This is a genomic window from uncultured Bacteroides sp. (assembly GCF_958445495.1).
Lineage (GTDB): Bacteria > Bacteroidota > Bacteroidia > Bacteroidales > Bacteroidaceae > Bacteroides.
This window is the reverse complement of sequence record NZ_CAUCSQ010000001.1, coordinates 192219-208791: the sequence shown is the minus strand read 5'-3', so window position 1 is coordinate 208791 and position 16573 is coordinate 192219. Positions and strand designations below refer to the sequence as shown.

The window sequence follows — 16573 nt, the reverse complement described above, 5'->3', positions numbered from 1 at the left end:
ATTTTCCTTTTCAATTTCCAATCTGTAAGATTTTTAATTTCTGTTTTAAATAGCCTCTTCTGTACGGATATAGGGTTGGCTACGGCTTTTCCGGCATTGGTCTATTGCAGCGCGCGACTTTTCCGGAAAGGCTTTCGATTGGGATATATCCTCATTTTTTAATTATTTCTGGGTATTGGCGGCTCCCGGTTCTTTTGTGAACTTTGTGAAGAAATAAAATGTTCTATATACAATGCAATATTAATAAAAAGAGAAAGGAGATTACTGGAAATGAAAAAAATCGTATTGCTTCGTCATGGGGAGAGCGTATGGAATCAAGAAAACCGTTTTACGGGCTGGACGGATGTAGACCTGACGGAAAAAGGAATAGCCGAAGCTGAAAAAGCGGGCGTTACGTTGAGAGAATATGGTTTTAATTTTGATAAAGCCTATACTTCCTATTTGAAAAGAGCTGTCAAGACTTTGAATTGCGTACTTGATAAAATGAATCTCGACTGGATTCCGGTGGAGAAAGACTGGCGTTTGAACGAAAAACATTATGGCGCGCTGCAAGGGCTGAATAAATCGGAAACGGCGGAGAAATACGGCGAGGAGCAGGTATTGGTCTGGCGTCGCAGTTATGATGTGGCCCCTGATGCGCTTTCGGATAATGATTTGAGGAATCCGCGTTTTGATTATCGTTACCATGCGGTTCCCGACGCCGGGCTGCCCCGCACGGAATCTTTGAAAGATACCATCGGGCGTATCATGCCTTATTGGGAATCCGATATATTTCCCGGTTTAAGGAATGCCCGTGCTTTGCTGGTGGTGGCGCACGGCAATAGCTTGCGGGGGATTATCAAACATTTGAAGCATATTTCCGATGAGGATATTGTGAAATTGAATTTACCTACGGCTGTTCCTTATGTTTTTGAGTTTGACGAAGAGCTGAAGGTGGCTAATGATTACTTCCTCGGCAATCCGGAGGAAATCAGGAAGCTGATGGAAGCGGTAGCCAACCAGGGTAAGAAGAAATGAAATTGTTGTATATTAAAAAATAAAATTATGAGTAAAGTTGTTGATTTGTTGGGAGATAAGGCGGGTTACTACCTGGAGCATGTTTGTAAAACCATTGATAAGTCGTTGATTCATATCCCTTCTCCGGATACGGTAGACAGGATATGGGTAGATTCCGACAGGAATGTAAGGGTGCTGAACAGTTTGCAGACTCTTCTGGGACATGGACGTCTGGCGAATACCGGTTATGTTTCGATTCTTCCTGTCGATCAGGATATCGAGCATACCGCCGGAGCGTCTTTTGCTCCGAACCCGATTTATTTCGAACCGGAAAATATCGTGAAGCTGGCTATTGAGGGCGGCTGTAACGCTGTCGCTTCTACCTTCGGCATTTTAGGGGCAGTGGCACGCAAGTATGCCCACAAGATACCTTTTGTAGTCAAGTTGAATCACAATGAGTTGTTGTCGTACCCGAATTCTTATGACCAGGTGTTGTTCGGCACGGTTAAGGAGGCGTGGAATATGGGGGCCGTTGCCGTAGGGGCCACCGTTTATTTCGGTTCGGAGCAGAGCCGCCGGCAACTGGTGGAGATAGCCGAAGCTTTCGAATACGCGCATGAGTTGGGGATGGCGACTATTTTGTGGTGTTATCTGCGCAATAGCCATTTCAAGAAAGACGGTACGGATTATCATGCTTCCGCCGACCTTACGGGGCAGGCAAACCGTCTGGGGGTTACCATTAAGGCGGATATCGTCAAACAGAAACTTCCGGCGAATAACGGCGGTTTTAAAGCTATCGGTTTCGGGAAGACGGACGAACGCATGTACACGGAACTTGCTTCCGCACATCCGATTGACCTTTGCCGTTATCAGGTAGCCAACGGGTACATGGGACGTGTCGGGCTGATTAATTCCGGCGGAGAATCTCATGGAACTTCCGATTTGCGCGATGCCGTTATTACGGCCGTCGTGAATAAGCGTGCCGGAGGCATGGGGCTGATTAGTGGGCGTAAGGCGTTTCAAAAACCGATGAATAAGGGAGTGGAATTGTTGAATGCCATCCAGGATGTTTATCTTGATTCGTCGGTTACTATTGCCTGAATAGGTTATAATCCCTATCTTTGCCTGAAAATTACGACTATGATAACCGAAGAATTACAGAAGCTGTATCGCTCGTTTACGGGAGTTTCTCCCGAAAGTGTGACGGAATTGCCGTCTTCCGGGTCTAACCGCCGTTATTTTCGACTGAAAGGGATGCCGGCGTTAATCGGAGTGCATGGAACTTCCGTTGAAGAGAATGAGGCTTTTTTCTATATGGCAGACCATTTCCGCAGAAATGGCCTGCCTGTTCCGGAGGTGTATGTCGTGTCGGAAGACAGGACTTGCTATCTGCAAGAGGATTTGGGGGATGTTTTACTGTTTCATGCGATTGAAAAGGGACGTGTTTCCCATGTCTTTTCCGAAGAGGAAAAAGAGTTGCTCCGCAAGACGGTGCGCCTGTTGCCCGCCATCCAGTTTGCCGGAGCCGAAGGGTTTGATTTCTCCCGCTGTTATCCGCAGCCGGAATTTGACCGGCGTTCTGTCCTCTGGGATTTGAATTATTTCAAATATTGTTTCCTCAAGGCCACCGGCCTGGAGTTCCGGGAGGATAAACTGGAAGATGATTTTCAAAAAATGGGTGATGTCCTGCTTCGCAATTCTTCCGTTGCTTTCATGTATCGTGATTTTCAAAGCCGCAATGTGATGGTAAAAGACGGAGAACCCTGGTTCATTGATTTTCAGGGTGGCCGCAAAGGGCCGTTTTATTATGACGTGGCTTCTTTTTTATGGCAGGCGAAAGCGAAATATCCCGACAGTCTCCGTCAAGAGCTGTTGCAGGAATACATGGCGGCTCTCCGCAAATACAGGCCGGTTGACGAGGCTTCTTTTTATAGCCGGCTTCGCCATTTTATCCTTTTCCGTACTTTGCAAGTGCTTGGCGCTTACGGTTTCCGCGGTTATTTCGAGAAAAAGCCTCATTTTATCCAGAGTGTCCCCTATGCGATTGAGAATTTGCGCGAACTGTTGAAGGAGGATTACCCGGAATATCCGTATCTCTGCAAAATATTGCGGGAGCTTACCGGATTGAAACAGTTCGCCGATGATTTGAAGAAACGCCGGCTCACTGTCAGGGTGATGAGTTTCGCTTATAAGAAGGGGATTCCCGACGACCCGACAGGCAATGGAGGCGGCTATGTCTTTGATTGCCGTGCCGTCAATAACCCCGGTAAGTATGAACGTTACAAACCGTTTACCGGATTGGACGAGCCTGTGATTGCTTTCCTTGAAGAGGACGGGGAGATTCTCCGTTTCCTTGAGCATGTCTATGCGTTGGCGGATGCTTCCGTAGAACGTTATATGGAACGCGGATTCAGCCATTTGTCGGTCTGCTTCGGGTGTACCGGAGGCCAACACCGCTCTGTTTATTCGGCGCAGCATTTGGCGGAACATTTGAACCGGAAATTCGGGGTGAGGGTCGAGCTGGTGCATCGGGAACAGAACATAGAACAGACGTTTGAAGCGACTGTATAAAAAAACGCATGGAAGAGCAATGAAAGCAATGATATTCGCGGCCGGCATGGGCAGCCGGCTGAAACCGCTGACCGATACGATGCCTAAGGCGCTTGTGCCCGTAGCCGGGCGTCCGATGTTGGAGCATGTGATTTTGAAATTGAAAGCGTCCGGTTTTACCGAAATAGTGATTAACATTCATCATTTCGGTGGGCAGATACTTGATTTCCTGAAAGCCAATGATAACTTCGGGCTTACTGTCCATATCTCTGACGAACGGGATTTGTTGCTTGACACCGGGGGAGGGGTCAGAAAGGCGCGTCCTTTCCTGGAACATCCCGACGAGCCTTTTCTCGTGCACAACGTGGATATTCTTTCGGATATGGATTTAAAGAAGTTGTATGACTGCCATTTACGGAACGGCGGTGTGGCGACGTTGCTGGCAAGCCGGCGTAAAACTTCCCGTTATTTGCTTTTTGACGAGGACGGGAGGCTGTGCGGATGGATAAACAAAAATACGGGACAGGTAAAACCGGAAGGCCTGCTGTATGACGGGGCCGTTTATCGGGAATATGCCTTTAGCGGTATCCATGTTCTTTCGCCTTCCGTCTTTCATTGGATGGACGCGCCCCGTTGGGAAGGTAAATTTTCCATTATGGATTTTTATTTGGCTCTTTGCCGGCAGGTGGACTTCTCCGGATATCTGGCGGAGGATTTACGGTTGATGGATATCGGCAAGCCGGAAACATTGGCTAAGGCGGAAGAGTTTTGTGCCGGGACATTGCATCGGGATATTTAAAGCGGTTGTTCTCTTTGGGTTTAAAAAAGGGATATGAAGATTGGATGGAAGTTCGTCGGGTTGAGAAAGAGAGGATGAAAAGGTTCTGCCTGAAAAATCGTATAGTATATCCTTGTATTTTTTAGTATTCCCGCTCGTTTACCGGGGACGGCGGAAAAAAGCCCTGCATTTTAGATTAGGAAATTCCCGTATGTTTGCAGATTTGTGAAAATGATGGCTTAAAGTCCGGGTAAATCATTCTTGACTGCAAATATGGTCTTTATCTGTTGTCTTTCCCTTCATTTTGTCTTATTTTTCTTGTCCGTGCGTACGGATGAGTTAGCGTGCAAATACGCTTGTTTGAAAGGATATGCCGCTTGCCCGGTGAGTCTGGTGAGGTTGCTCGGTGAACAACGGGTCTTTCCTTTAAAAGGAACCGGGGCTTTCTCAACGAGGAAGGAGGTCTCTTTTTAGAGGATATATGCATATTCTGTGAAAAAATATGCTGTATTATGTCTGTTATATGCATATATATGTATTATCATTGCGTATTTACGTTTTCAACTCCCTTTTTCGATTGCTTTTGTTTTTTCTTCGGAACTGAAAAATAGGACATTTATTTTTATTTGCACGGCGGTATCTGAGGCTGTTTTTGTTGAATATTGTCAAAAGAATCCTGTAATGGCAGTAAAATCCTTGTTTTATATTATCTTTGTGCTGTTAGCATATAATCAATATTTATATTATGAATAGACTACTGACCGTACTATTGTTCTCTGCCGCGGCACTCGGTTTACAGGCGCAGAAGGCGGAGGAGTATTATGTAAAACACCTTGAGTTTCCTCCGAATGCGACTCTTGAACAGAAAGTCGATATGGCGGCCCGCCTGGTACCGACTCCCCAGCAACTGTCCTGGCAGCAAATGGAGCTGACCGCTTTTCTTCATTTTGGCATCAATACGTTCACCGGACGCGAATGGGGAGACGGAAAGGAAAATCCGGTGCTCTTCAATCCTTCGGAGCTGGATGCCGGACAATGGGTGCGCAACCTTAAAGAGGCCGGATTCAAGATGGTGCTTCTGACGGCGAAACATCATGATGGCTTTTGTCTTTGGCCTACCGCCACTACCAAACATTCCGTGGCTTCTTCTCCTTGGAAAAACGGGCAGGGCGATGTTGTGAAAGAACTTCGGGAGGCCTGTGATAAATACGGGATGAAATTCGGGGTCTACCTTTCTCCCTGGGACAGAAATGCGGAATGTTACGGGGATTCTCCCCGTTATAATGAGTTTTTTATCCGTCAGTTGACTGAATTGCTTACCAATTACGGAGAGATACACGAGGTGTGGTTCGACGGTGCGAACGGGGAAGGCCCCAATGGTAAGAAGCAGGTATATGACTGGGATGCCTTTTATGAAACGATTCAGCGTTTGCAGCCTAAAGCGGTGATGGCGATTATGGGCGATGATGTGCGCTGGGTAGGAAATGAAAAAGGAATGGGACGCGAGACGGAATGGAGCGCCACCGTATTGACTCCGGGGATTTACGCCCGTTCGGGCGAGAACAACAAACGTCTGGGCGTTTTCAGTAAGGCGCCGGACTTGGGAAGCCGCAAGATGTTGGAAAAGGCTACCGAATTGTTCTGGTATCCGTCGGAAGTGGATGTGTCTATCCGTCCGGGTTGGTTTTACCATGCGGAAGAGGACGGCAAAGTAAAGTCTCTGAAACATCTGTCGGATATCTACTTCCAGTCTGTTGGGTATAATTCCGTACTTTTGTTGAACATTCCTCCTGACCGCAGGGGGCTGATTCATGAGGCGGATATAAAACGGTTGAAAGATTTCGCAGCTTACCGGAAGCGGGTGTTCGCGGACAACCGGGTGAAGAAAGGACGGAAATATTGGGATGCGGTTTCGGGCAGTGAGGCTGTCTATTCTTTAAAGCCGGAATCGGAAATCAATGTCGTGATGCTTCAAGAGGACATAACGAAAGGCCAGAGGGTGGAGTCGTTCACGGTGGAAGCGTTGACGGATAACGGCTGGAAAGAAGTGGGCAAAGGCACGACAATAGGATATAAGCGTATTTTACGTTTTCCGGCGGTTAGCGCCGACCGGTTGCGGGTCAGAATCAACGAATGCCGCCTGACCGCGCATATTAATCGGGTGGCCGCTTATTATGCGCCTCCTTTGCAGGAGGAGGAACAGGTTGTGGAATGGAATAACCTGCCCCGTTCGGGATGGACGAAGATTGCGGAATCTCCGTTGACGATTGATTTGGGCAAGTCCGTATCGCTGAGCAGTTTCACCTATGCGCCTTGGAAGGCGGAGGCGAAACCTACGATGGCGTTTCGGTATAAGTTTTTTGTAAGCATGGATGGCAAGGAGTGGAAGGAAGTGCCTGCAAGCGGCGAGTTCAGCAATATCATGCACAATCCGTTGCCGCAAACCGTGACGTTCGCCCGGAAGGTACGGGCGCGTTATATCAAGCTGGAGGCTACGACTCCTGATGCGACACCCGCGAAAGTGGAAATGAATGAAATAGGAGTGATAGCGGTTCCTTGACAAGGACCGCCCCTATCCGGGGAATATCCGGAAAAAGAGTAGTAAGGACTGGCTGCCTGATTCTGAACGAACCGGGCGCCAGTCTTTTTTTTAAACAAAACGGGTGTTTTATTGTTGTTCATTAAAAAGAATATAAGTTATGCTAGTAGAAGATTTGGGAAGATGGATGAATAAAATCCTGATTGATATGGGGGTGGACCCGACGTTTGCCGACCGTTTTGACGAAACCATCATTGCTTTGCTGATGATAGCGATTGCTATCGGGCTGAATTACCTCTGCCAGGCGATTCTTGTGGGAGGCATGAAACAGTACACCCGCCGGAAACCGCATCTTTGGAACACATTATTGATGAAACGCAAAGTTTTCCATAACCTGATTCATACGATTCCGGCCTTTCTGGTGTATTTCCTGTTGCCGGTGGCTTTTGTCCGCGGTAAGGAGTTGCTGCTTATTTCCCAGAAGGCTTGCGCCATTTATATTATTTTTTCTTTACTGCTGGCGGTCAACGGAATCCTGTTGATGATAATGGATATCTATGATGGCAAGGAGTCTATGAAAAACCGGCCGATGAAGGGATTTATCCAGGTATTGCAGGTGTTGTTGTTCTTTGTCGGGGGGATTGTAATTGTTTCCATCGTCGTGGATAAGTCTCCTGCCAGCTTGTTTGCGGGTCTGGGCGCTTCGGCGGCCATTCTGATGCTGGTGTTTAAAGATTCCATATTGGGTTTTGTGGCGGGGATTCAACTTTCCGCCAATGATATGGTACGTCCGGGGGACTGGGTCACGCTGCCTTCCGGTGCAGCAAACGGCGTTGTGCAGGAGATAACATTGAACACGGTCAAGATTCAGAATTTTGACAATACGATTTCTACGGTTCCGCCTTATACTTTGGTGAGCAGTCCTTTTCAGAACTGGCGGGGCATGGTGCAGTCGGGAGGACGGCGGGTGATGAAGAATATTACTTTAGACCTGACTACGCTTCAGTTCTGCACTTCGGAGATGCTGGACCGTTACCGGAAAGAGATTCCTCTGATGGCGGATTATCAGCCTGAGGAGGGGGTGGTCCCTACCAATTCGCAGGTGTATCGTGTGTATATCGAACGTTATTTATGCAGTTTGCCCGTAGTGAACCAGGACTTGGATTTGATTATCAGCCAGAAAGAGGCGACGATGTACGGGGTTCCGATTCAGGTTTATTTTTTCTCCCGCAATAAGGTTTGGAAGGAATATGAGCGCATCCAGTCGGATATTTTCGACCATTTGCTGGCGATGGCTCCGAAATTTGACTTGAAGTTGTATCAGTATTCGGACTGACAGGCGTTTTTTATTCCGGAGGGGTCCGGCGCCGGGAAGCCGCATAGGCCGGCGGCGGGCTTGAGGGATGTGCCGCAGGGACGGAAGAGGGGATTAGTGAAAGGTCAGTTTGAAGTCTGTGCAGATGGGCAGATGGTCGCTGACACCGCCCTGGTATCTTATTCCTTTATAGGTACGGAAAGGTTCTTTGCCGCCGTATTTCTCATCTTCGGCCAGCAGAAAAGGCAGGCGGACGATGTTTGCTTTTCTTTCATCGGTAAAAAACGGTCCGGATGTGCCAGGGAGCAGAGTGCCGGATACGATTATATGGTCGAGTAGCCCCCATTCTCCATGATATTTGTAGGACCCGGAATTTGAAATTTTCGCTTTTCGTGCAAGTAGGTGGTAGAGTTTTAGAGGGGAGACGGGGACGGCCGGATTGACGGGGCAGTCCGGGGCGGATGCCGATTTTGAAGCATCGGAAAATATCGGGGGAGCTTCGGCTTCGAGTATTTCCCGAATGGATTTGTTGTCCGGATAGTCATTGAAGTCTCCCATAATGATGAGTTGGGGATGGGAACGGCACTTCAAAAGGCTGTCGGCTTCCGCACGCATGATTTTTGCCGCATGCAGGCGGTAAGGCTCGGATTCTTTGGCTCCGCCGGAACGGCTCGGCAAGTGGCAGACAATGATGTCCAGCGTGTCTCCGGTGAGAAGCAAACCGCTGACATGCAGCAAATCCCTTGTAGGACGGTGGGCTTTGAGTACGGGGATGGGGACGGAACGATGGGACAGGAGTTTGAACAGGTCCCGTTGATAGAGCAGGGCTACATTGATGCCTCTTGGGTCGGGGGAATGGGTCATGACGTAGCGGTATCTTGATTCTTTCAAGGGGGAATAGGCTGTGAGGTCCCGGAGTACTGTGTCGTTCTCGACTTCGCAGAGTCCTACTAAAGCCGGCGGGTTCCACTCTCCGACGGCGGTAATGACACGGGCTATGTCGGCTAGTTTCTTTTTATATCTGCTGTAATTCCAGTGCCGGAGGGCGTCGGGAAGAAACTCATAATCGTTTTTCAGGGAATCGTGGCGGGTGTCGAACAGGTTTTCTACGTTCCATTCCATGACGCGGAACGGGATGGAGATTTCTTCCGGTGAAGAGTGTTGTGCCGTGCAGCGGCAGGACGGAAGGAAAGAGATGGCGATGAAAAGGGCCGCAAGGATCTGGCGGAAAGAGGGGTGTCCGGCTATCGGGGATGCGAATCCGCCTTTACTCATTCTGCGAGTAAAGGCGGACGGCTTGTATGTCTGTTTTGAAAATTGCAGGCTCACCGTGCCGGTTATGCTTTTGCCGGTATATGCGCCAGGATATCCAACAGGTGTTTCCAGAATTTTTCTACGGAAGGAATATGCATTCGTTCGTCGGGAGAGTGCACTCCTGTGAGTGTCGGCCCGAAGGATATCATGTCGAGTGCGGGATATTTGTCGAGGAACAGGCCGCATTCCAGTCCGGCATGAATTGCTTTTACTTTGGCGTCTACACCGAACAGGCGTTTATAGGATTCGGCGGCTATTGTGAGGATAACCGAATGCGGGTTGGGCTTCCATCCCGGATAGCCGTCGCCGAATGTGACATCGGCGCCCGCCAGCCGGAAGACGGACCGGACCGTATTTGCCATATCGTCACGTGCGGACAGGATGGAGCTGCGCTGGCTGGTCTCGATGCGGATGATATTGCCGGGTTTCATTTTGACGGAAGCGAGGTTCGTGGATGTTTCCACTAGTCCGGGAATGTCCTGGCTCATGGCATATACGCCGTGGGGAGCCGCATACAGGGCTTTCAGCAGACGGTCGGCGGTATCCCGGTCGATGGCTGTTTTACGGGGAGTCTCCGATTCGAGGATTAGTTTCAATTCCGGTTCGGTGACTGATAATTCGTTCTCTATTTCACTTGTGAAGAGATTCAGTTCGGTGCGGACGTCGTGTTTGGCGTCTTCGGGAACGGCACAGATAGCGTATGCTTCACGGGGGATGGCGTTGCGCAGGTTGCCGCCGTTGATTTCGCAGAGGTACAGGGGATGTGCGGCGGCTATCCGGCTAAGAAAACGGTTGAGTATCTTATTGGCATTGCCGCGTCCCAGATGGATATCTCCTCCGGAATGTCCGCCTTTCAGTCCTTTTACTTCGACTTTGAAGAAGAAATAACCGGCGGGGACTTCTGTTTCTTTATAAGTGAATTCGGCAACGGAGTCGATGCCTCCGGCACATCCGATAAAGATTTCTCCTTCGTCTTCCGAATCGAGGTTCAGGAGGATGTCACCGTTCATAAAGCCTTCTTTCAAAGCGAAGGCTCCGGTGAGTCCGGTTTCTTCGTCTACGGTGAACAGGCATTCCAGCGGGCCGTGTTCAATGCTGTCGTCAGACAGGATAGCCAGTTCCGCAGCTACGCCGATGCCGTTGTCCGCCCCCAGTGTAGTGCCTTTCGCTTTCAGCCATTCACCGTCGATTTCCGTTTCGATAGGGTCGGTCAGGAAGTCGTGCCGGACATCGCTGTTTTTTTCACATACCATGTCGATATGCGATTGCAGGATGACGGTTTGAAGATTTTCTTTTCCCGGAGTGGCGGGCTTCTTAATCAGTACGTTGCCTGCTTCGTCCACTTGGGTTTCAAGATTATGTTTTGCTCCGAACGCCTTTAGGTAGGCAATCATTTTTTCTTCCTTCTTTGAAGGGCGAGGCACCTGGCAGATTTCTTCAAAATAGTTGAATATGCCTGCCGGCTTCAGGTCTTTTTTTTCCATGTTCTTTTATGTTTATAATGGGAATAGAAGGGCTGTTACGACTTCTTCTATTGCTAAATATGGTTAATTTGATTGACTTATCTGAACTCATATCTCATTAAAGCCTATCTTTGCACTCACAAAATTAATAGAAATGGTTGAGACTATACTGATAACTTTGTTAATAGTTGCTATTTCCCTTGTTTTATTAGGGGTGAAAGTCTTCTTCACGAAGGGAGGAAAATTCCCGAACGGCCATGTAAGTGGGAATAAGGCATTACGCAGTAAAGGGATTGGGTGTGCACAGTCTCAGGACCGCGAGGCGCAAAGGAAACCGCGCTTTTCTATTGATGAGCTGGAAAAAAGCCTTGAACGATAGTATGAATAAATTATTAAAAACAATACTTTTTTAAATTATGAACAGAATGAACTATCTCATGAACGGTTTGGCTGCTCTTGCGTTTATCGTTTTATTTTCACAATGTGCCGGCAAAACTGACAATCAAACTTCTGTTAACCCGACTCAGGTGAGCGCCGGACTGTCAGGTATGAAAATCGCCTATGTTGAAATCGATACGTTGTTGGCTAAATACAATTTCTGTATTGACTTGAACGAAGCGATGGTAAAGAAGAGTGAAAATGTGCGTCTGACGTTGAACCAGAAGGCTAACAGTCTGAACAAGGAAAAACAGGATTTTCAGAAAAAGGTTGAGAACAATGCTTTTTTGTCACAGGATAGGGCACAGCAGGAGTATAATCGTTTGGTGAAGTTGGAGCAGGATTTGCAAGAGTTGAGCAATAAACTTCAAAATGGCCTGATGGAGGAAAATAATAAGAACAGCTTGCAGTTCCGTGATTCTATCAACGCATTTTTGAAGGAATATAATAAGACTCACGGATATAGCCTGATTTTCAGCAATACGGGTTTTGACAATCTGCTTTATGCCGATAGCGCATTCAATATCACTAAGGAGATTGTAGACGGTTTGAATGCCAGATATTCTCCTGCCAAGAAATGAGTTTATAACGGTTGCTGTCCGGAGCAGGCCGTTTTTTTAGTATAATCATCCCCCTTGTTTTGCCTGATACGATTATCGTTCACGGCTTAAACAAGGGGGATTTTTTTTGAGAAAGACGGACAAATCCGTAAGATGTCCTGCTTTGGGCCCGGTCGTGAAGGGGTTGTCCGGTCGGGGAAGGAGCTGTTCGGTCGAGGAAGGGTTGTTCGGTCGTGAAGGGGCTGTCCGGTCGTGAAGGAGCTGTCCGGTCGGGGAAGGGGGGGAGGCTTCGGAACACGGAAACAAGAATGGTTCGTTCTCTTTCATTGGAGGAGGGACAGGTGGGGGAATCGTTTTGGAAAACGCCTGTTTTAAGGGATAGTGAATCTCGGTGGGGGAATGTCCGATAGGGGCATCAATATAAAGTACAAGAAGTTCGGAATAAAGGAGTGGGGTGTTTATGGGATACCCCTCTGAGGTGTCCGGACGTTGAAACCGGGTTTTATGGCGCGGTTTCTTTTTTATTTTCTTTCTTTTTCTTCTTCCTGCGGGATGCGGAAGGCGGTATAAAGTTCGAGTATGGCGGCGATGGTGAGGCAGGCAATCCATTCATTGCCTCGTGTGGTGAACATGAAGGCTCCTGTCAATATAAGCGCGAGTGCCCCGAATATTTGTTGGATGCGGAGGCGTTTCAATGTTTTGCTTTTTCCTTTTACCGGTGTGTTTACTTGTGCCAATGCGATAAAACCGGCTCCAATGGTATATACGTAGGGGGCGTAAATCCATCCGGTAATGAATACGGCGGCGCCGGTGAGAACCATTACGGCTCCTACGCCGAAAAGTGCGGGTACTAATTGTTTCATCCTTTAATTTTCAAAAACGTAAATATCTTCATTCGGCTTTTTCATCAGGTACTTCTCACGGGCGATTTGTTCGATGGCGTCCGGATTGGTGCTTAACTCATTCAGGCGTCGGGTGTTCTCTTCATAATCCGTCCGGTATTTGTCTATCTCCTGTTTCAACTGGTTGATTTCCCGTTCGTATTCAAAACGGCGAAGCAGGCTGTTTTCGTCCAGAAAACCGATGATGGCGGCAAATGCGACAATGGTGATGAGGTATTTGCGCCTGCAGATGAATTCCCAGATATTGATTAGTTTACTCATAATTTATCTTGTTGATGCCTGCAAAGATAAAACTAATAACTTAAAAACTTATCGCTTCTACTTCAAAACTTCTCTTTATATCACTTATTACTTATCACTTTTTTATTGTACATTTGCAGAAAAAGCAAAAACAGAGAGAATCCCGAATATGGAAAACTATATCGTATCAGCCCGCAAATACCGTCCGTCCACTTTTGAATCGGTGGTAGGGCAACGGGCGCTGACTACTACGCTGAAAAATGCGATTGCTACCCGGAAACTGGCGCATGCGTATTTATTTTGCGGGCCGCGTGGAGTGGGAAAAACTACTTGTGCGCGTATTTTCGCCAAGACAATTAACTGCATGGCGCCTACCGCGGAGGGGGAAGCGTGTAACCGGTGCGAGTCTTGTGTCGCTTTCAATGAGCAACGGTCTTATAATATCCATGAGCTCGACGCTGCTTCCAACAATTCGGTAGATGATATTCGTCAGTTGGTGGAGCAGGTGCGTATTCCGCCTCAAATCGGTAAATATAAGGTTTATATTATCGACGAGGTGCACATGCTTTCCGCATCCGCTTTTAACGCTTTCCTGAAAACTCTTGAAGAGCCTCCCCGCCATGCTATTTTTATATTGGCTACGACGGAGAAGCATAAGATTCTTCCGACGATTCTTTCCCGTTGCCAGATTTATGATTTCAACCGGATTACTGTGGAGGATACGGTGAACCATCTTTCGTATGTCGCTTCGAAGGAGGGGATTGCGGCAGAACCGGAAGCGTTGAATGTCATTGCCATGAAAGCGGACGGGGGAATGCGCGATGCATTGTCCATCTTTGACCAGGTGGTAAGTTTTACCGGGGGGAATATCACTTACCGGAGTGTAATTGATAATCTGAATGTACTTGATTACGAATATTATTTCCGTCTGACGGATTGTTTTCTTGAGAACAGGGTAAGCGATGCGTTATTGCTTTTCAATGATGTGTTGAACAAGGGGTTCGACGGAAATCATTTTATAACGGGTTTGGCTTCCCATTTTCGGGATTTGCTGGTGGGAAAAGACCCGGTGACTTTGCCTTTGCTTGAGGTCGGGGCGGGGATACGCCAGCGTTATCAGGAGCAGGCGCAGAAATGTGCGTTGCCGTTTTTGTATAAAGCGATGAAGCTTTGCAATGATTGCGACTTGAATTACCGGATTAGTAAGAATAAGCGTTTGCTGGTGGAGCTTACTTTAATCCAGCTTGCACAGCTTACGATGGAGGGAGAGAATATAAATGGCGGGCATAGCCCTAAACAGACATTAAAACCCGTATTCAACAATCAGGCTGCCACCGTTGCTTCGCAGGCGACACAGGCGGTTTCCGCACCGCCCGTCCGGCAGAATCCGGTCCAGCCGTCTCCGGTGCAACCTGCTGCTTCGTCTCCGATGCAATCTGCGGCTCCGTCTCCGGCGAAAGTTACGGTTTCATCTCCGGCACAGCAGGCTGCTGCCAATGTAGCTTCCGTATCGCCGGCTCAGGCATCCGTGCCGTCTCAGGGGGGGGCTTCTTCCGTGAGAGCGTCTGCTTCTGCTTCTTCACCGGGAGCAGGAATTCAGCCGGCTGCTAAAGAGGGACGGAAGATTCCGGTGATGAAAATGTCTACTTTGGGAATATCCATTAAAAACCCGCAGCAACACGAACAGGCTGTACAGAGTACGTCTGCCTCTCATGATGTCTCTAAAGTGCAGCAACCGGCGGAAGATTTTATTTTTAATGAACGGGATTTGAATTATTACTGGCAAGAATATGCCGGCCAGTTGCCCAAGGAGCGGATTGCCATCGCAAAACGCATGCAGATGCTTCGTCCGGTATTGCTCAATAATTCGACGACTTTTGAAATAGTGGTGGATAATGAAATTGCTGCAAGGGATTTTATGGCTTTGATTCCCGAAATACAGAATTATCTTCGTGTCCAGTTGAAAAACAGTAAAGTCGTAATGACAGTACGGGTAAGCGCGCCGAAGGAAACGGTCCGTGCTGTGGGACGTGTGGAAAAGTTCCAGTTGATGGCTCAAAAGAACCGGGCGTTAATGCATTTGAAAGATGAGTTCGGATTGGAATTGTATTGATTCGTTTCTAAGGGACGGGGGATTGATTTAGATACTCCTAAATTTGAGTTGGGGTATATAATATAAATAAATTTCATTGAAAGGCAGTACACTAACACGTCTTCATTTTGCCGGATTCAAATAGATTGGCTGCCTTTGCATAGCCCCGTAGTTACATGATTTATGGAATATATTAATGAATTTCATAAGTAATGGATAGAGCGTGTGCCTGCCAATCAATAATCTCTTGGAGCAAGCTGCCTTTTAATTCCTATCGGGCTTTTTCCAAGTTGTTTACTTCAAATTGTTTACTCTTGAATGGATACGTTGAGCCTTGATTGATTTGCCTTTCCAATATGGAAAACCTCAATGCTGTATTCATTGAGTAAGGCATATCCGCAGGGAGAAAGGCTTGTCAAACTCAATCAAATAGCTATTCATCAGATGAGAGTGTTAGAGGATGACAGGAGTAGAAAATTGCTGAAATAAAGGACTATATGATTTGAAAATGTGGTATTTAAGTAAACTTCCAATAAGTAAAATAAAATATCGAAGTGATTTTGATATCGTCCTGATGTTGTATATTACAATTGGGGGTAACAATAGGCCAGCAACAAGGAAGATTAGGCAATATTATCTGGAAATCGTCAACTTTTTCGACAGGCGTTCCACCAATGCAGCTTCCAAATCGTTCAATGCCAAAATCAAGGAGTTCAGAACACAGTTCAGAGGAGTAAAGGACAGGGCTTTCTTTTTATTCAGGCTAACAAATATTTATGCTTAATTTATGAATCCCTCAGGTTTTTACGTTGACCCATGAAGTCTATAGGCTGAGTTCGTGTACATTCCGCTTTTAGATACTCCAATATATCATCCAAAGTGTAGTGATTTACTTCCAGTTGGAGTTTAGCACACTTCTCTTGATAAGTATGGATTAGCTTGTCCACCTCTCTCTTTACGGTAGTACCTTCCTTTAATTTCAAGGACTTGGTTAAATCCTTAGAGGTTACAAACAGACTGCTTGATAGCCTTTTAACCTTTCTGTCCTGTGTAAATCTTACTTTGACGTTGTAAGTTCCGTCACTTCTTTGTTTATCCCTTTGGACTTCTGCTTTAATTGTCAGCATCTTAATCTATTAATTTGGGGGCAACAATAGGTCAACAACAAGGAAGATTAAGCAATATTTAGCATGATTTCAGTCTCTAAATACCCACTGCCAATAAAAGAAGAAACCCTCATAAGTATTTAACTTACAAGGGTTTTATCGGGTGGCAGATGGGACTCGAACCCACGACATTCAGAACCACAATCTGACGCTCTAACCAACTGAACTACAGCCACCATGTCTGCGTTTCTCTAACGCGGTGCAAAGATAGATATTATCT

The 16573-nt window shown here is 47.2% G+C and carries 13 protein-coding genes, 1 tRNA gene and 3 pseudogenes; 11 read left to right on the top strand and 6 right to left on the bottom strand.

Going from position 1 to position 16573, the window contains the following annotated elements:
• Nucleotides 1–270 precede the first annotated feature (270 nt).
• The 6 genes from gpmA to Q5076_RS00860 all read left to right on the top strand — a co-directional run bounded on the left by gpmA (nt 271) and on the right by Q5076_RS00860 (nt 8199).
• On the top strand, nt 271–1017 hold the full coding sequence (gene gpmA / locus Q5076_RS00885; RefSeq protein WP_303010323.1) for a 2,3-diphosphoglycerate-dependent phosphoglycerate mutase: 747 nt from the start codon (nt 271–273) through the stop codon (nt 1015–1017).
• Nucleotides 1018–1044: 27 nt separating this feature from the next.
• Complete coding sequence (locus Q5076_RS00880; RefSeq protein WP_303010322.1) at nt 1045–2097, top strand: class I fructose-bisphosphate aldolase; 1053 nt, start codon at nt 1045–1047, stop codon at nt 2095–2097.
• 39 nt (nt 2098–2136) lie between these two features.
• Nucleotides 2137–3567 carry an RNase adapter RapZ gene (locus Q5076_RS00875; protein ID WP_303010321.1) on the top strand — a complete coding sequence of 477 codons (1431 nt, stop codon included), beginning with the start codon at nt 2137–2139 and terminating at the stop codon, nt 3565–3567.
• Between the two features lie 19 nt (nt 3568–3586).
• Nucleotides 3587–4345, top strand: coding sequence for a nucleotidyltransferase family protein (locus tag Q5076_RS00870; RefSeq protein WP_303010320.1), 759 nt, complete (start codon nt 3587–3589; stop codon nt 4343–4345).
• A 724-nt stretch (nt 4346–5069) separates the two neighbouring features.
• Nucleotides 5070–6884, top strand: a complete 1815-nt coding sequence (locus Q5076_RS00865; RefSeq protein WP_303010319.1) for an alpha-L-fucosidase — start codon at nt 5070–5072, stop codon at nt 6882–6884.
• A gap of 139 nt (nt 6885–7023) precedes the next feature.
• Nucleotides 7024–8199, top strand: coding sequence for a mechanosensitive ion channel family protein (locus tag Q5076_RS00860; RefSeq protein ID WP_303010318.1), 1176 nt, complete (start codon nt 7024–7026; stop codon nt 8197–8199).
• A gap of 93 nt (nt 8200–8292) precedes the next feature.
• Here Q5076_RS00860 and Q5076_RS00855 read toward each other — a convergent pair whose 3' ends face one another.
• Together Q5076_RS00855 and Q5076_RS00850 are read right to left on the bottom strand one after the other, a co-directional pair.
• On the bottom strand, nt 8293–9453 hold the full coding sequence (locus Q5076_RS00855; RefSeq protein ID WP_303010317.1) for an endonuclease/exonuclease/phosphatase family protein: 1161 nt from the start codon (nt 9451–9453) through the stop codon (nt 8293–8295).
• A gap of 62 nt (nt 9454–9515) precedes the next feature.
• Nucleotides 9516–10976 carry an aminoacyl-histidine dipeptidase gene (locus Q5076_RS00850; protein ID WP_303010316.1) on the bottom strand — a complete coding sequence of 487 codons (1461 nt, stop codon included), beginning with the start codon at nt 10974–10976 and terminating at the stop codon, nt 9516–9518.
• A gap of 133 nt (nt 10977–11109) precedes the next feature.
• Between Q5076_RS00850 and Q5076_RS00845 the strand changes: the two are divergent.
• A pseudogene (locus tag Q5076_RS00845) lies at nt 11110–11368 on the top strand (hypothetical protein).
• A gap of 3 nt (nt 11369–11371) precedes the next feature.
• Complete coding sequence (locus Q5076_RS00840; protein ID WP_303010315.1) at nt 11372–11974, top strand: OmpH family outer membrane protein; 603 nt, start codon at nt 11372–11374, stop codon at nt 11972–11974.
• 500 nt (nt 11975–12474) lie between these two features.
• Here the strand turns inward: Q5076_RS00840 and Q5076_RS00835 are convergent, their stop codons facing one another.
• Together Q5076_RS00835 and Q5076_RS00830 are read right to left on the bottom strand one after the other, a co-directional pair.
• Nucleotides 12475–12816 carry a hypothetical protein gene (locus tag Q5076_RS00835; RefSeq protein ID WP_303010314.1) on the bottom strand — a complete coding sequence of 114 codons (342 nt, stop codon included), beginning with the start codon at nt 12814–12816 and terminating at the stop codon, nt 12475–12477.
• Between the two features lie 3 nt (nt 12817–12819).
• Nucleotides 12820–13116, bottom strand: a complete 297-nt coding sequence (locus Q5076_RS00830) for a septum formation initiator family protein (RefSeq protein WP_303010313.1) — start codon at nt 13114–13116, stop codon at nt 12820–12822.
• A gap of 148 nt (nt 13117–13264) precedes the next feature.
• Between Q5076_RS00830 and Q5076_RS00825 the strand changes: the two genes are divergently transcribed.
• The 3 genes and pseudogenes from Q5076_RS00825 to Q5076_RS00815 all read left to right on the top strand — a co-directional run.
• Nucleotides 13265–15208 carry a DNA polymerase III subunit gamma/tau gene (locus Q5076_RS00825; RefSeq protein WP_303010312.1) on the top strand — a complete coding sequence of 648 codons (1944 nt, stop codon included), beginning with the start codon at nt 13265–13267 and terminating at the stop codon, nt 15206–15208.
• 317 nt (nt 15209–15525) lie between these two features.
• Nucleotides 15526–15676: pseudogene (locus Q5076_RS00820) on the top strand (KilA-N domain-containing protein); the annotation flags it as partial.
• Nucleotides 15677–15809: 133 nt separating this feature from the next.
• A pseudogene (locus Q5076_RS00815) lies at nt 15810–15971 on the top strand (transposase); the annotation flags it as partial.
• A 1-nt stretch (nt 15972) separates the two neighbouring features.
• Here Q5076_RS00815 and Q5076_RS00810 read toward each other — a convergent pair.
• Both Q5076_RS00810 and Q5076_RS00805 read right to left on the bottom strand, forming a co-directional pair.
• A complete protein-coding gene (locus Q5076_RS00810) occupies nt 15973–16314 on the bottom strand; it encodes a hypothetical protein (RefSeq protein WP_303010311.1) in 342 nt (113 codons plus the stop codon).
• A 141-nt stretch (nt 16315–16455) separates the two neighbouring features.
• Nucleotides 16456–16529 (bottom strand) — tRNA-His (locus Q5076_RS00805).
• Between the last annotated feature and the right edge of the window lie 44 nt (nt 16530–16573).

Bases quoted from the DNA above. Each gene is read 5' to 3' on its own strand.
- gpmA (WP_303010323.1), top strand. From the start codon at position 271: ATGAAAAAAATCGTATTGCTTCGTCATGGGGAGAGCGTATGGAATCAA.
- Q5076_RS00880 (WP_303010322.1), top strand. From the start codon at position 1,045: ATGAGTAAAGTTGTTGATTTGTTGGGAGATAAGGCGGGTTACTACCTG.
- Q5076_RS00875 (WP_303010321.1), top strand. From the start codon at position 2,137: ATGATAACCGAAGAATTACAGAAGCTGTATCGCTCGTTTACGGGAGTT.
- Q5076_RS00870 (WP_303010320.1), top strand. From the start codon at position 3,587: ATGAAAGCAATGATATTCGCGGCCGGCATGGGCAGCCGGCTGAAACCG.
- Q5076_RS00865 (WP_303010319.1), top strand. From the start codon at position 5,070: ATGAATAGACTACTGACCGTACTATTGTTCTCTGCCGCGGCACTCGGT.
- Q5076_RS00860 (WP_303010318.1), top strand. From the start codon at position 7,024: ATGCTAGTAGAAGATTTGGGAAGATGGATGAATAAAATCCTGATTGAT.
- Q5076_RS00855 (WP_303010317.1), bottom strand. From the start codon at position 9,453: ATGAGTAAAGGCGGATTCGCATCCCCGATAGCCGGACACCCCTCTTTC.
- Q5076_RS00850 (WP_303010316.1), bottom strand. From the start codon at position 10,976: ATGGAAAAAAAAGACCTGAAGCCGGCAGGCATATTCAACTATTTTGAA.
- Q5076_RS00840 (WP_303010315.1), top strand. From the start codon at position 11,372: ATGAACAGAATGAACTATCTCATGAACGGTTTGGCTGCTCTTGCGTTT.
- Q5076_RS00835 (WP_303010314.1), bottom strand. From the start codon at position 12,816: ATGAAACAATTAGTACCCGCACTTTTCGGCGTAGGAGCCGTAATGGTT.
- Q5076_RS00830 (WP_303010313.1), bottom strand. From the start codon at position 13,116: ATGAGTAAACTAATCAATATCTGGGAATTCATCTGCAGGCGCAAATAC.
- Q5076_RS00825 (WP_303010312.1), top strand. From the start codon at position 13,265: ATGGAAAACTATATCGTATCAGCCCGCAAATACCGTCCGTCCACTTTT.
- Q5076_RS00810 (WP_303010311.1), bottom strand. From the start codon at position 16,314: ATGCTGACAATTAAAGCAGAAGTCCAAAGGGATAAACAAAGAAGTGAC.